Source organism: Haloechinothrix salitolerans (assembly GCF_042662605.1).
Lineage (GTDB): Bacteria > Actinomycetota > Actinomycetes > Mycobacteriales > Pseudonocardiaceae > Haloechinothrix_A > Haloechinothrix_A salitolerans.
In genome coordinates, this window is the sequence record NZ_JBHSXX010000001.1 from 915,728 (window position 1) to 929,143 (window position 13,416).

The window sequence follows — 13,416 nt, forward strand, 5'->3', positions numbered from 1 at the left end:
CACTGTCGCGAAGGGACGGTCATGGATCTGGGCAGGAGCCTGACGTGGACGGCCGAGCGCTACCCAGGCCGCCGCGCGGTGGGAGGTAGATGTCCGCTGACGTACGCCGCGTGGGATGCGTGGACCAACCAACTGGCGCGGGCGCTGGCGGAGCTGGGGGTCCGGCCGAAGGATCGTGTCCTGTTGTCGCTTGGTGGTGGCGAGCCGCTGGCTAGCCTGCACCTCGCGCTGCAGAAGCTGGGTGCCGTCTCGGTTCCGTTGTCGTTCCGGTTCTCGCCGTCCGAGCTTGCCTACTGCATCGGGGATGCCGCACCGGTCCTGGTCGTGACCGATGCGTCGACGGCTCAGGCCGCCGACAAGGCGCTGGCAGGCCTGCCGCCGATGCTGCGGGTCGCGTCGGGTTCGTCATCGGACGACACGATCGAGCGGCTGGCGTCGAGGCAGCCGAGCGATGCGCTTGACGTCGCGGTGTCCGATCAGGACATCAGCGTCATGCTCTATACCTCGGGCACGACCGGGAAACCCAAGGGCGTTCCCCGGACTCACGCCGCCGAGCACCACGCTTCGGTCGCACACATGCTCCAGAGTGGACACGCACGGTTCGACACCGTGCTGGGTGTGATGCCGCTGTTCCACACCATGGGGCTGCGCACCCTGTTGGCGAGTGTGATCGGCGCCGGCACCTGGGTGCCGCAGGCCAGGTTCGACGCCGATGAGGCGATGGAGCTGATCACGACCGAACGGGTCGACACGCTCTATCTGGTGCCGACGATCTACTGGTCGCTGCTGCACACCGGCCGGCTGTCGGAGGCCAAGTCGGTGCGCAAACTGGCCTATGCGGGTGCGTCGATGACCACCGCGCTGGCCGAGCAGTTGGTGGACGCGGTCGAGCCGGTCTCGTTCGTCAATCACCTGGGTAGCACCGAGATCTACACCTTCACCATCGGCCCTGACGCCAGGGCGAAGCCGGGCTCGGCAGGGCGCGCAGGGGTGTTCTCCCGGGTCCGGCTGGTCGACCCGCTCCCTGGGGCGAGTCCCGACGATGTGGTCGGCCCAGGGGAGCAGGGGCAGATCGCCATCTCGATGGCGAGCCCCGAGGCGTTCGCCGGGTATTGGCAGCGCCCCGACGCGGACGCCAAGTCCATTCGCAACGGCTGGTACTTCCCCGGCGACCTCGCGACCACAGACGCGGACGGTGACCTCTGGGTCGCGGGCCGAGTCGACGACATGATCAACTCCGGTGGGGAGAACATCTATCCGGACGAGATCGAGGACGCGCTGGTCCGCTGCGACGCGGTCGAGGAGATCGTCGTGGTCGGCCTCGCCGACGACAGGTGGGGACAGGCGGCGACGGCATTCTTCGTTCCCGCGACGGGTATGGCACCGGAGCGTGCTCTGGCTGAGCTCGACAGCTTCGCCCGCGAACGGTCGGGACTGCCCTCGCTGAAACGGCCGAAGCGGTACGTCGCCGTCGAGACGATCCCGAAGTCGGCGGTCGGCAAGCTGTTACGCCGCGAACTGAGCGCGGGCACCTTCAGCCCGCTGGCCGACAGCGCGCAGGCATCTGGCCAGGTGGGCGCATGAGCGCGGGGTCGCAACAGCAGAAGCGCACGCTGGCACGGGTGGAGGACGCGGCGTTGCTGACCGGCAGGGGCCGGTTCCTCGACGACATGGACCCTTTGCCGGGCACGCTGACCGCCGCCGTGGTGCGCAGCCCGCATCCGCACGCGCGCATTCGCGCCGTGAACGTGGAGCGGGCGCGGCGTCATCCCGGTGTCGCCGCCGTGATCGGACCCGATGAGGTCCGTGAGACGCTGCGGCCGTTCCCGCTCGCGTTGAACACACCGATGCCGTACTACCCGACGGCGACCGACAAGGCCCGCTTCGTGGGCGAGCCGGTAGCGGTTGTCGTGGCATCGGACCGTTACCTCGCCGAGGATGCCGCCGAGCTGGTCGAGGTGGACTACGAGCCGCTGCCGCCGGTGCTCGACGTCAAGCGCGCCTTGGCGCCGGACGCGCCTCGGCTGCACGAGGACGCCGCCGACAACGTGGCGACGGACCGCACCTTCACGTTCGGCGACGTCGACGCGGTGTTCGCAGCGGCCGACCACGTGGTGAGTGGAGAGTACGAGTTCCCGCGTTACTCCTCGACGCCGATGGAGTGCTACTCGGTCGTCGCGGAGTGGCAGGACGAGGCCGACGGCCCCGCGATCCAGGCGTGGGCCAACTTCCACGGCCCGTTCTCGATGGTCGCGGTGCTCGCCGGGGCGTTCGGCCTGCCTGCCTCGCGCATCCGGCTGATGATTCCCGCCGACAACGGGGGCAGCTTCGGCATCAAGGCGGGCATCTATCCCTACGTCGCGCTGATGGCGCTGGCCAGCAAGCACGCGGGCCGTCCGGTTCGCTGGACCGAGGACAGGATCGAGCACCTGCTCGCCAGCTCAGCCGGCTCCGACCGGGCGATGCGGTTCGAGGCCGCGGTGACCGCCGACGGCACGGTGCGTGCGCTGCGGGCCGATCTCGTCGACAATGTCGGCGCGTACCTGCGGCCCCCGGAACCGTCCACTCTGTACCGCTGCTTCGGCAACATCACCGGCGCCTACACCATCGACGCCGTCGAGATCCGCTCCCGCGCCGTGGTGACCAACAAGACCCCGACCGGGCTCAACCGGGGCTTCGGCGGACAACAGCTGTACTTCGGCCTGGAACGACTGATGGACACCATCGCCGGGGTGTGCGGGCTCGACCCCGTCGAGCTGCGGCGGCGCAACCTCGTGCAGCCTGACGACTTTCCGTACGCGACCCCTACCGGCGGCGTCTACGACTCCGGAGACTATCCGCGAGCCGTCGACATGCTGGTCAAGAACGCCGACTACCAGCAGCTGCGCCGGAAACAGCGAGAGGCTCGCGAACGCGGCGAGTACTACGGCATCGGGGTGGCCACCATCGTCGACCCATCGGCGACCAACATCGGCTACGTCGGACTCGCCACCCCCGCTGAGGACCGGCGGCCCGGCCGGGACAAGTCGGGCTCCACCGAGCACGTGCGGATCAGTGTCGACCCGAACGGCGTGGTGTCGGTGCTACTGGGAACCGTTCCCCAGGGGCAGGGCCACGCCACGGTCGCGCAGTCCGTCGTCGCCGAGCAGTTCGGCCTCCCGCTCGACCAGGTGCGCCCGGTGGTGGAGATGGACACCGCCACCACGCCGTGGACCATCAGCTCGGGCAGCTACTCCTCACGGTTCGCGCCGCTGCTGACCAGCGCGCTGGTCGAAGCGAGCGAGAAACTCGCGACGACCATCAGGATCGCGGGAGCGACACTGCTCAACGCGGACCCAGCCGACGTCGAACTCGCCGAGGGCCAGGTGCGGCTACGGCACGAGCCCGCACGCGCGGTGGAGTTCCGGCACGCCGCCGGACTGGTCCACTGGGACCCGGGGGCGCTGCCCGACGGCGTCCCGGCGCGGCTCTATCAAGAGGCGGCGTTCACACCGCCGCAGTCGAAGGCAGCCAGCCGCAGTGACCAGATCAACTCCAGCCTCTGCTACGGCTTCGTCGCCGAGCTGGCCGCCGTGAGGATCGACCCCGACACCAGGCAACCCACGCTGGAGCAGGTCGTCACGATCCACGACGCGGGCACCATCCTCAACCCGACGCTGCTCGAAGGCCAGGTGCACGGCGCGCTGGCGCACGCCATCGGCGGCGCGCTGTACGAGGAGCTGCGCTACACCGACGCCGGGCAGCCCACGGCGACGTTCATGGACTACCTGTGCCCGACCTCGGCCGAGACCACCTACGAGCTCACCAGCGACCACCTCGAGACGCCGTCCCCGCTGACCAAGCTCGGCGCGAAGGGCTGCGGCGAGGGCAGCTGCATGAGCCTGCCGGTGGCGATCGCCAACGCGGTCGCGGACGCGCTAGGCCCCGCGGGCGTGAACATCACCAGCTTGCCGCTGCACGGCAACGTGCTGCACGACCTGCTGGAGAACCAGGCAACAACCGACACGGAAGGAACACACTGACGATGGCACTGACCGGAGGAGAGATCAGGCTGGACCGTGGCCACGACGGCAGGGTCGCCTACCTGACGCTCAACCACGGCAAATACAACATCATCACCTGGGAGACCCGCCAGGTGATGGCCGACCGGTTCGCCGAGATCGACGCCGACGACGACATCCAGGTCGTCGTGATCACGGCCGAGGGCGAGCACTTCTCGTCCGGCGGCGACATCGCCGGGTTCATGGAGGTCGACCCGATCGACTTCACCGACCTCGGGCACAACGTGACGGCCCCGGCACGCAGCTCGAAGCCGGTCATCGCCGCCGTTGACGGCTACTGCTTCGGCGTCGGGCTCGAGCTGGCGTTGTCCACCGACATCCGGGTCGCGACCACCCGTAGCGAGTTCGCGTTGCCGGAGATGCGGCTCGGCATGATCCCGGGTTCCGGTGGTACCCAGCGGCTCGCCCGGCTGATCGGACTGTCGAGGGCGAAGTACCACATCATGACCGCGAGCAGGATCAACGCCGCGCAGGCCGGTGACTGGGGTTTGGTCGCCGCCGTCGTTGACGACCGCGCCGCGCTCGACGCCGAGGTCGAGCGGATCGTGACGACGCTGCTCGGCTACTCACCGCTGGCCGCCCGCACCGCCAAGGAGGTGCTCGACAAGGGCGTCGATGCCCCGCTGTACTCCGGGATCGAGCTCGAACGCAAGGCCTACGCGATGCTGCGGTCGAGCAAGGACTTCGCCGAGGGCGTCGCCGCGTTCGCCGAGAAGCGCGCCCCGAAGTTCCAGGGCCGGTGAGCCGATGAAAGCCGCGCCGTTCGCTTACGTCCGGCCGTCGAGCCTGTCGGACGCGGTCGCCGAGCTCGCCGCGACCGAGGGGGAGGGCAAGGTCATCGCGGGTGGGCAGTCGCTGACGCCGGTGCTCGCGATGCGCCTCGCCCGGCCGGAGACGCTGATCGACATCACCGCCGTCGCCGGGTTGGACCAGATCGTCGATGCCGACGGCGTTGTCGAGATTGGTGCGACCGTGCGGCAGCGACGTGTGGAGCGCGACCCGGTGTGCTCGATGGTTCCGTTGCTGCGGGCGGCGATGCCGTGGGTCGGACATCGCGAGATCCGCAGCCGCGGCACCGTGTGCGGCAGCGTGGCACACGCCGACCCGGCCGCCGAGCTGCCCGCCGTCGCGTCCTGTGTGGACGCCGGCGTCGTCATCGCGGGACCGGGCGGCAGCCGAAGCGTCCTGGCGCGGGAGTTCTTCACAGGCGCGATGATGACCGCGCTGGGCCAGGACGAGATCGTGTCCGCGGTCAGGTTCCCGGTCGCCGCGCCCGGCGAGGGATTCGGCTTCGCCGAGATCGCGCGCAGGCACGGCGACTTCGCACTCGCCGGTGTCGCCGCGCGTGTCCGGCTTGACGGCGAGACGGTCGACGCGGTGCTCACCGGGTTCGGTATCTCCGACCGGCCCGTCACGCGCGCGGTCAGCGACGAGCTCATCACCGTGGTGCGCGCTGGCGGCAGCGAGTCCGGCCGCATGGCCGACGACCTGCGGGAGGCACTCAGCACGGTGGCCGACGAGATGGTCGACACCGACGGCGACGCGCACGCGTCACGGGACTATCGCCGCAGGCTGTTCCGCACGCTGGCCGCCCGCGAACTGAGCAAGGCATACCACCGCGCTCGCAGCGACATCGACGAGGTGAACGAATGACCACGACACCTGCCACCCGCGACGACACCGCGCGCCCCGGGACACCGCGGCCGGTCAAGGCGGCCGTCGACGACACGGTCGAGGTCCGGTTGACGGTCAACGGCAACTCGGTCACCCTGGCGCTGCCAGCACGCCTCACGCTCGCTGACGCGCTACGCGAGCACCTCGGGCTGACCGGAACGCATCTCGGCTGCGAGCACGGGGTGTGCGGAATGTGCACGGTGCTCGTCGACGGCGAAGCGGCCAGGGCCTGCCTGCTGTTCGCGGTTCAGCTCGACGGGTGCGACATCGTCACCGTCGAAGGGCTCGGCACGCCCGGCGAGCTGCACCCCCTGCAGGAGTCGTTCGGCAGGAACCACGCGCTTCAGTGCGGGTTCTGCACCCCGGGGTTCCTGATGAGTTCCTACGACCTGCTCACCACCAAACCCGGCGTCACCGACGAGGAACTGCCCGAGGAGATGTCCGGCGTGCTGTGCCGCTGCACCGGATACCGCAACATCCTGGCCGCGATCGCCGAAACCCGCCAAGCGCATCCCGACGGTGTGCCCGGCCCCGGCAACTGCGCCCGGCGTGCGCTCATCGGACGGGTCACCGGCGGAGCGGGCGTCGTACCGGACGGTGAGGCGAACACCGGCAGCGGCACGGAAACGCCCGGGCGGGACGGCGACATCGTGCTTCCCAGCGGTGACCCGACGGCGGTCGTGAACACCAGGACCGAGATCGCGGTGTCCGAGAACGAGGTGTGGCGGGTCCTCGACGATGTGCCGCTGCTGGCCCGCTGCCTGCCCGGCGCCGAACTGACCGACGACCTCGGCGACAACCGCTACGCGGGCCGTGCCAAGGTCTCGGTCGGCCCGGTCAAACTGGCCTTCACCGGCACCGCGCACATCATCGAGCACGACAAGGCGGGACGCCGCATCCGCATGCTCGCGCAGGGATACGACACCGGTGGGGCTCGCACGCAGGCCGAGATCGTGCTGCGCACCGAGGCGACCGCTCAGGGCACCGTGCTGTTCGCCGACGCCGCCGTTTACCTCACCGGTCGCATCGCCCAGTTCGGCAGGGCGCTGGCCGGCGACGTCAGCCGCCGCATGTTCGAACAGTTCGCCGATGCCCTGAGCCGAACGGCCACCTCGGGCACAGCGCTGCCCGAGCCAGTCGCCACCCCGAGCGCGCTGACGATCCTCGCCGGCACCCTCGGCGACCGGCTCAGGACGGCGTTGCGGCGGTTCCGCCTCACCCGCCGAGCCAGCAGGTTCCGGACCGGCCGGACCAGCACTCAACCACAGAACCGCAAAGAAGGTGACAGCCGATGAGCGCCACCCCATCGACCGCCTCTACCGAGGCGACGGGCACCGAGCACAGCCTCATCGAACGCGGCCCCGGGTTCCGCAGCGGACTGCGCGACCGGAGGCGCAACCTGACCGTGGCGACCGTGGGCACCGCGATCGTCGCCGCCGTGTTCGGATGCACCGGACCGGCGCTGATCATCATCGACGGCGCGAACGCCGCGGGACTGAGCGCCACGCAGACGGTGTCGTGGATCTTCGCCGTGTACGTGTTCGGGGGCCTGAACTCAGTGCTGCTCGCCCTGTACTACAAACAACCCATCGTGGGCGCCTGGAGCATCCCCGGTGCGGTGCTCGTCGCCGACGCACTCGGCTCCTTCTCACTCAGCGAGATGGCCGGGGCCTACCTCGTCAGCAGCGCATTAGTGGTGCTGCTCGCGCTCACCGGCGTGTTGCGACGGGTCATGAACTGGCTGCCGTTCCCGATCATCATGGCGATGATCGCCGGAGCGCTGATCAAGTTCGCCATCGACGTGGTCAAGGCGGGCTCGGCCACGCCATGGATCGTGGCCGCTTCGGTCGCCGGATATCTCTTCTTCTCCCGCTTCATCAAGCGGATCCCCGGTGTCGTCGGCGCGCTCGTGGTCGGCGGGATCGCTGCCTGGATGAGCGGCTCCATCACCGGCACCGAACACGACGTCACGCTGACCGCACCCGCGCTCGTCATGCCGAGCTTCGACCTCGGCGCGATCCTCGCCGTGTCCGTGCCATTGGCGGTCCTCGTGATCGGCGCCGAGAACGCGCAAGCCATCGGCACCCTGATGGCGGCCTCCTTCCGGCCGCCGACGAACGTCATGACCTTGCTCAGCGGGCTCAGCGGTGCGGCGGCGGCTGGATTCGGCGGGCACACCGCGAACATCGCCGGTCCGATGACCGCAATCTGCAGCTCCCGCGAGGCCGGCCCCGAGTCCGGGCGGTACGCGGCGAGCGTGGTCAACGGCTTGCTGTTCATGGCCTTCGGTGTCTTCGCTGGTGTCGCCGTCGCGGTGGTGACCGCGCTGCCGTCCGAACTCGTCTCCACCGTGGCCGGGCTCGCCATGATCACGGTCCTGCTTTCGGCGTTTCAGGGCGCGTTCCGCGAAAACCAGTTCCAGATCGGTGCGTTCTTCGCGCTCGTCATCGCGATGAGCGGCGTCACCATCTTCGGCGTGTCCAGTCCATTCTGGGCGCTGATCGGCGGGTTGGCGGTGTCACTGCTGCTCGAGTCCCACCATTTCAGCCGCCGGGAGGAGACTCAGGGCGCGGCGTAACCGCCACAGGGGAGAACCGGAGCGCACGCGGCGGGTCAAGCAGCGTGAGGGTGGCGGTTCTGCGGAGGTTTCGTGAGCAGGCAGCCGTCGTGCGGTCTCGCGACGAAGCTCGCAATGTCGCGGCGGGCAATGCCGTCCTCGCCGGCATCGCGGCGTCCGACGCCATCTGTTGTATCCGTCTGGGTAGCGTCACCGCGGGCAAGATCATCACGCTGCCGCTGATCTGTTGCGCACCGTCCGGCCCGACGGCCGAACCCTCGCCACCGCCCTGACCACGGTCCTGGCGGTCAGAGACCCGTCGCACTACGGCGAGACCTTCGTGAGCGACCGCCGATTGTTGCGGCTGACGATCGCCCGACGTCGTGGCGGCTCACTCCGGCAGCGCTACGGGTGTGAACTCCGTGAGCCCGAAGTAGGTCACCACGACTGCGCCGAGCCCGGTCAGCACCAGGCTGCCCGCAGCGAACGTGCCCAGCACCGGAATCGCGTTGAGCGCCTGGAGCGCCACCATGACGGCGACCTCGCCCAGTGCGGTGGCTGGTGCGGCTCGACGCACCGGCAGCCACCGCGCGACGAGCGAGCCGAGGCACACGACGCCATACCCGGCGGCCGCGAGTCCGATGGCGAGGCCGAGCAGGCCAATCGGCAGCAGCACCAGCGTGAACGCCATGAACACCGACAGCGCCAAGAACGTCACCGTCACCAGCGCGCCGACGGTGAGGCTGACGAGGGGATGACTGCGGACTGCCGTGTGGACGTTGCGCAGCGCTCGCGGGCGGCGGTGGGCCAGCCATGCGCCGATCAGCGCGAGCAACGCGGTCACCAGCGGGCACCCACTGTCGCGTCCTGACGTAGGCGAACAGCCTCATGTCGCGAACCTCACCTACGGTCCCCGCTGTGTGAGGTAGCCAGCGACGTCGGCGTTGTACACGACATCCTCGGTTCGCAACGTCGCCCACGGTGAGCCCTCGTCCTGCCAGGTGATCGCCGTCCGCATCGGCAGGGTGCGGCCGCCGAGGTCACCCCATTCGGCGACCTCGTTCACCCAGCGGATCTTGGCGGCGCCGTCCTCACCCTTGTAGCGCATTGACGCCATCGACCGCAGCCAGCCCGTCCTCGGGTCGAAACGCACCAGGAAAGCCTCTGTTTCGTCGCCGAAGGGGACGACCAGCCGGGCCGAGTGCGCGCCCACCACGTCCCACCTCACCCGCGGATCGGTCACCCACACCGCGGGCAGCCAGACCGCTTCCGCCCAGAGCGCCAGGTTCGCGCCCTGATCCACCTTGGGGCCCTCGCTGACGCCGAACGGGAGCTCGAGTCGGCTCGTGCCGTCGAGGAACGACTCGTTGACCGACAACAGCGGGAGGCCGAACACGGTTGTTTCGATGTAGTGCCGATAGTCGTGGCCCGCGAGGTGGGTGAAACGGAACCGCGCCGGGAAGGTGATTCCGGAAATCCGCATGCGGCCACGGCCGCTGATCACCGCCGAGTCGATGACAGGCAGCCGATCGCCATAGAGCTGCAGGTAGAAGCGTTCCACTGGCGGCGGCAGGTTCTGCGGCAACGCCGTCGTCTCCGGCTCCGCCCGCGACAGCGGCGGGCTCGAGAAGGATCGAGGGTTGACCTGCAGGCCGACCCAGGCGATCGCAGCGAGCGCGGTCACGCTGGCGGCGACCACGGCGATTCCCTTCAGGCCGCGTCGCGGTCTAGCGCCCGGGACGGCATCAGGGCTGCCTGTCTCCGGGACATGCTTCATCGCGGCATCGTTGTCAGGCGAGTGCGGTGGCGGCTTCGAGCGGAACCGCATCGTCACACTCGCCTCGGCACGTGGCCGTTGAGGGTGAACATCCACCGCATCGCGCGGTGCCCCGGATCGTCGGCGGGCGGGAACATCAGCGGGCAGCCGCCATCGATGACCTCGATGTCATGCTGCCTGCCGTACTCGACGGCCTCGGGAGAGACGCTGCCGCCGCCGAATGATCGGTGCAGCCACACATGCTTGATGCCAAGCTCGGCGCATTCGCGCATTGTGGTCTCGGCGTGTTCCGGGCGGGTGCCGATCACGACCGCGTCGACGCCACCGGCGATCGACGTAAGGTCGTGGTAGCACCTGTCGCCCTCGACTTCGTCCGCGTTCGGGTTGACGGCGAACACGTCGTAGCCGCGGTCGCGTAGCCGCTGGTACACCACGTTGCTGCCGTGGTTGGCGGGCGTCCGGGATACCCCCGTGACCGCGATCCGCTTCGTGGCCAGAAACTCCGCTGCGGCCTGTGTGATCGGGCGCATCGCCACTCCTCCCTGGTCAGGCGTTCCTGTGCCCAGCGTCGACCGGCCACGGCAATGCCCATAGGGCACTCCGACCCCATCGGCGAGTACTAAACGCAACGGCCACCTGGACCTGCGCCGCAGGCCCCGAGGAGCGGCGCTACCCATGGGACCGTGGTCGTGATAGTGATGGCGGGTGCGTGTGATTCCGTTATGCCGGTTCGCCCGCGCCGCGTTGGCCACCCCGCTCGGCAGGTCATCCAACTTCAGCGTGCTGGAGGCCACGGACCTCGACCAGGAGTCTCCCGGGGATCCGATAGCGCGCCTGGTATGGCGCATTCACCGCGATGAGAGCGGTTCCGGGTGGCATCACTCCCCAGCGTTCGATGCCTGCTACCGCGTCGAGTTCAACGAGTACGGGGTCGTCACCGATCCTTCCCGGATCGACTGCCCGGAGAACGCCACCGCGTACACGCCGCCACCTGTGCCCAAGCGCAACATCCCGCGCGAGTTTCGTCCTGCCCTGCTCGCGCGCACCGGTGCGAGTGCGTCGAGTAGTGGCTGCGGCGATGGTGAGGGTTCGTCCGGGCTGGTGTCTTGGAACTCGGCGATCTCGAGGCCGACCAGTTCGTGCTCGGCGATGACAGTTGCCGCCGCGTGGAGGCGTCGAGGGTGAGTCCGCCGGGTACGCGGTAGTCCGTTGGCACGATGCCGGGTTCGAGGACGTCGCAGTCGAGGTGCCAGTACACCGGACGTGCGTCGATCGCCGCCCGAAGTCGCGCTTGGGCTGGCCGTGGCAGCCCAAGTTGTCTACCTGGCGGTGCGTTTCGACTGGCGCCTCGGTGTAGCAGCCACCGTGGCCGCACTCACCCAAGACGTCCTCCTTGTGCTCGGCGCGTTCGCCTGGCTCGGCAAGACCTACGACGGGCTGTTTCCTGGCCGCGTTGCTTCCCGTGATCGTTGTTCGAGTGGGTACGCGAACTTCGCCCGCATCGTTGGCGCTGCGGTGCTGCAAAATCGGGGTGCTGTTCGTGTTCGGCGCGCTGCTGGTTCTAGGTGACGGGTCTCTCGCCGACTTCGCGCTCGCACTCCTGCTCGGGTTGATCATCGGTACGGTATCTACCGTCGCCACCGCCGGTCCCGTTGCCATCCTGCTGGAGAAGAAGTACCCCGGAGCGGGACGAACCGCGTCTCCACGGGCACGACGCCCGGACGTACGCACGGACAGCGGTGCTGTCGTATGACATGAGGGGCCGATCCGGTAGCGATCCGCTATCCGACGATCGATGAACCCGAAAGGTGGTGTGATGACCCTCCAGCAGCTCTACGCCGCCATGCTCGTCGCTGGTGTCGTCCTGCTCGCCGGGGTCATCGCTACCCGCATCGGGACCCGTGTCGGCTTGCCCAGCCTGCTGCTGTTCCTCGCCTTGGGCGTCGTGCTCGGCGAGGACGTCATCGGTATCGATTTCGACGACGCCCAACTGGCCCAGAACATCGGCACGGCCGCACTCGCGGTCATCCTGGTCGAAGGTGGGTTGAGCACCAGATGGTCCGACATCCGCAACCTCCTCGTGCCCGCAGGGCTCTTGGCTACCGTTGGCGTCGCGGTGAGCGTGACGATCACCGCAGCCGGTGCCCACTTCCTGCTGGACGTCAACTGGCAACTCGCCCTGCTGCTGGGGGCGATCGTGTCCTCCACCGACGCCGCGGCCGTGTTCTCCGTACTGCACGTGCTTCCACTGCCGAGACGGCTAGCGGGATCGCTGGAGGCCGAGTCCGGGTTCAACGACGCGCCCACCGTTATCCTCGTGCTCCTGTTCAGCACTACCCCGCTCGAGGTCAATCCGGTATACGTCGCTGGCAGCCTGCTCTACCAACTCGCCGCCGGCGCACTCATCGGCCTCGTCCTCGGGCGGGTGGGCGCCAAGATCCTCAAACACGCGGCGTTGCCCGCTTCGGGCCTGTACCCGTTGGCGATCTTCGGACTCGGCATCGTCGCGTTCGCCGCCGCCGGTGCCGCGCAAGCTAGCGGGTTCCTCTCCGCCTACTTGGCAGGAATCGTGCTCGCCAACAGCGGACTGTCCCACCGCTCCGCCACCCGATCCTTCGCCGAGGGACTCGGCTGGCTCGCACAGATCAGCCTCTTCGTGATGCTGGGCTTGCTCGTGACCCCCAGCGAGCTGCTCGACGAAGTTCTGCCCGCCCTGGTCGTCGGGCTCGTCCTACTCTTGCTCGCCAGACCACTGTCCGTGCTGTTGTCGGTGAGCTGGTTCAAAACACCCTGGCGTGACCAACTCTTCCTGTCCTGGTCCGGACTGCGCGGAGCCGTGCCCATCGTGCTCGCGACCTTCCCGGTTGTGCAGAACGTCCCCGGCAGCGACCGCCTGATCGACATCGTGTTCGTCCTCGTCGTCATCTTCACTCTCGTCCAGGCCCCCAGCCTCCGCCCCGTGGCGTGCGTACTTGGGCTGATACGGGCGGACGCTGCCCGTGAGGTCCAGATCGAATCCGCACCCCTTGACACCATCGACGCCGAACTACTCACCCTCACCGTCCCCGAAGCCTCCCGCCTCCACGGCGTGTCGGTCATGGAGCTTCGGCTGCCGCCGACCAGCGTCATCAGCTTGATCATCCGCAGCCGGCAGGTGCTCGTCCCGCGACCCGAAACCTGGCTCAAGACCGGCGACGAACTGCTCATCGTCACCACGAACGCGCACCGCGACGCGACCGAACGACGACTCCGCGCCGTCGCCCGACGCGGCCGACTCGCCCGCTGGTTCGGCGAACACGGTTATCCCGACTGACCACGTACCTCGCTCGATGGGACCCTCGATGTAG

Annotated in this window: 14 protein-coding genes; 11 read left to right on the forward strand and 3 right to left on the reverse strand. The window is 68.8% G+C overall.

Annotated features, from left to right (window positions below; translation table 11 throughout):
* Positions 1-21: 21 nt before the first annotated feature.
* The 7 genes from ACFQGD_RS04370 to ACFQGD_RS04400 are packed head-to-tail and all read left to right on the forward strand — an operon-like array spanning position 22 to position 8,585.
* Positions 22-1,584 carry an AMP-binding protein gene (locus ACFQGD_RS04370; protein WP_345401914.1) on the forward strand — a complete coding sequence of 521 codons (1,563 nt, stop codon included), beginning with the start codon at positions 22-24 and terminating at the stop codon, positions 1,582-1,584.
* The gene (locus ACFQGD_RS04375) at positions 1,581-4,022 is read left to right on the forward strand and encodes a xanthine dehydrogenase family protein molybdopterin-binding subunit (protein ID WP_345401917.1); all 2,442 of its coding nucleotides are present in this window, start codon (positions 1,581-1,583) and stop codon (positions 4,020-4,022) included. Before ACFQGD_RS04370 ends, ACFQGD_RS04375 begins: the two co-directional genes overlap by 4 nt.
* A 2-nt stretch (positions 4,023-4,024) precedes the next feature.
* Positions 4,025-4,804: an enoyl-CoA hydratase/isomerase family protein gene (locus ACFQGD_RS04380; RefSeq protein WP_345401920.1), complete on the forward strand. Its 780-nt coding sequence runs from the start codon at positions 4,025-4,027 to the stop codon at positions 4,802-4,804.
* 4 nt (positions 4,805-4,808) lie between these two features.
* Positions 4,809-5,714, forward strand: coding sequence for an FAD binding domain-containing protein (locus ACFQGD_RS04385; protein ID WP_345401923.1), 906 nt, complete (start codon positions 4,809-4,811; stop codon positions 5,712-5,714).
* The gene (locus ACFQGD_RS04390) at positions 5,711-7,030 is read left to right on the forward strand and encodes a xanthine dehydrogenase family Fe-S subunit (protein ID WP_345401926.1); all 1,320 of its coding nucleotides are present in this window, start codon (positions 5,711-5,713) and stop codon (positions 7,028-7,030) included. The genes ACFQGD_RS04385 and ACFQGD_RS04390 overlap by 4 nt, the downstream gene beginning before the upstream one ends.
* The gene (locus tag ACFQGD_RS04395) at positions 7,027-8,313 is read left to right on the forward strand and encodes a benzoate/H(+) symporter BenE family transporter (protein WP_345401929.1); all 1,287 of its coding nucleotides are present in this window, start codon (positions 7,027-7,029) and stop codon (positions 8,311-8,313) included. Before ACFQGD_RS04390 ends, ACFQGD_RS04395 begins: the two co-directional genes overlap by 4 nt.
* A gap of 50 nt (positions 8,314-8,363) precedes the next feature.
* Positions 8,364-8,585 carry a hypothetical protein gene (locus ACFQGD_RS04400; RefSeq protein WP_345401932.1) on the forward strand — a complete coding sequence of 74 codons (222 nt, stop codon included), beginning with the start codon at positions 8,364-8,366 and terminating at the stop codon, positions 8,583-8,585.
* 98 nt (positions 8,586-8,683) lie between these two features.
* On the opposite strand, the gene ACFQGD_RS04405 is transcribed toward ACFQGD_RS04400, so the two are convergent.
* From ACFQGD_RS04405 to ACFQGD_RS04415, 3 genes are read right to left on the reverse strand one after another with little or no spacing between them, the layout of a single operon-like run.
* The gene (locus ACFQGD_RS04405) at positions 8,684-9,136 is read right to left on the reverse strand and encodes a DUF8173 domain-containing protein (RefSeq protein ID WP_345401935.1); all 453 of its coding nucleotides are present in this window, start codon (positions 9,134-9,136) and stop codon (positions 8,684-8,686) included.
* A gap of 60 nt (positions 9,137-9,196) precedes the next feature.
* Positions 9,197-10,069: a DUF6544 family protein gene (locus tag ACFQGD_RS04410; RefSeq protein WP_345401938.1), complete on the reverse strand. Its 873-nt coding sequence runs from the start codon at positions 10,067-10,069 to the stop codon at positions 9,197-9,199.
* 53 nt (positions 10,070-10,122) lie between these two features.
* A complete protein-coding gene (locus ACFQGD_RS04415) occupies positions 10,123-10,599 on the reverse strand; it encodes a CoA-binding protein (protein WP_345401941.1) in 477 nt (158 codons plus the stop codon).
* Positions 10,600-10,774: 175 nt separating this feature from the next.
* Between ACFQGD_RS04415 and ACFQGD_RS04420 the strand changes: the two genes are divergently transcribed.
* The 4 genes from ACFQGD_RS04420 to ACFQGD_RS04435 all read left to right on the forward strand — a co-directional run bounded on the left by ACFQGD_RS04420 (position 10,775) and on the right by ACFQGD_RS04435 (position 13,382).
* A complete protein-coding gene (locus ACFQGD_RS04420) occupies positions 10,775-11,254 on the forward strand; it encodes a hypothetical protein (protein ID WP_345401944.1) in 480 nt (159 codons plus the stop codon).
* 144 nt (positions 11,255-11,398) lie between these two features.
* Positions 11,399-11,638, forward strand: coding sequence for a hypothetical protein (locus ACFQGD_RS04425; RefSeq protein ID WP_345402070.1), 240 nt, complete (start codon positions 11,399-11,401; stop codon positions 11,636-11,638).
* Positions 11,547-11,822, forward strand: a complete 276-nt coding sequence (locus tag ACFQGD_RS04430) for a hypothetical protein (protein WP_345401947.1) — start codon at positions 11,547-11,549, stop codon at positions 11,820-11,822. Before ACFQGD_RS04425 ends, ACFQGD_RS04430 begins: the two co-directional genes overlap by 92 nt.
* Before the next feature lie 63 nt (positions 11,823-11,885).
* Positions 11,886-13,382 carry a potassium/proton antiporter gene (locus ACFQGD_RS04435; protein ID WP_345401950.1) on the forward strand — a complete coding sequence of 499 codons (1,497 nt, stop codon included), beginning with the start codon at positions 11,886-11,888 and terminating at the stop codon, positions 13,380-13,382.
* Positions 13,383-13,416 lie beyond the last annotated feature (34 nt).

What these genes read in the sequence shown, in the direction of transcription:
- ACFQGD_RS04370 (WP_345401914.1), top strand. Translation starts at nt 22, where the DNA reads ATGGATCTGGGCAGGAGCCTGACGTGGACGGCCGAGCGCTACCCAGGC.
- ACFQGD_RS04375 (WP_345401917.1), top strand. Translation starts at nt 1,581, where the DNA reads ATGAGCGCGGGGTCGCAACAGCAGAAGCGCACGCTGGCACGGGTGGAG.
- ACFQGD_RS04380 (WP_345401920.1), top strand. Translation starts at nt 4,025, where the DNA reads ATGGCACTGACCGGAGGAGAGATCAGGCTGGACCGTGGCCACGACGGC.
- ACFQGD_RS04385 (WP_345401923.1), top strand. Translation starts at nt 4,809, where the DNA reads ATGAAAGCCGCGCCGTTCGCTTACGTCCGGCCGTCGAGCCTGTCGGAC.
- ACFQGD_RS04390 (WP_345401926.1), top strand. Translation starts at nt 5,711, where the DNA reads ATGACCACGACACCTGCCACCCGCGACGACACCGCGCGCCCCGGGACA.
- ACFQGD_RS04395 (WP_345401929.1), top strand. Translation starts at nt 7,027, where the DNA reads ATGAGCGCCACCCCATCGACCGCCTCTACCGAGGCGACGGGCACCGAG.
- ACFQGD_RS04410 (WP_345401938.1), bottom strand. Translation starts at nt 10,069, where the DNA reads ATGAAGCATGTCCCGGAGACAGGCAGCCCTGATGCCGTCCCGGGCGCT.
- ACFQGD_RS04415 (WP_345401941.1), bottom strand. Translation starts at nt 10,599, where the DNA reads ATGCGCCCGATCACACAGGCCGCAGCGGAGTTTCTGGCCACGAAGCGG.
- ACFQGD_RS04435 (WP_345401950.1), top strand. Translation starts at nt 11,886, where the DNA reads ATGACCCTCCAGCAGCTCTACGCCGCCATGCTCGTCGCTGGTGTCGTC.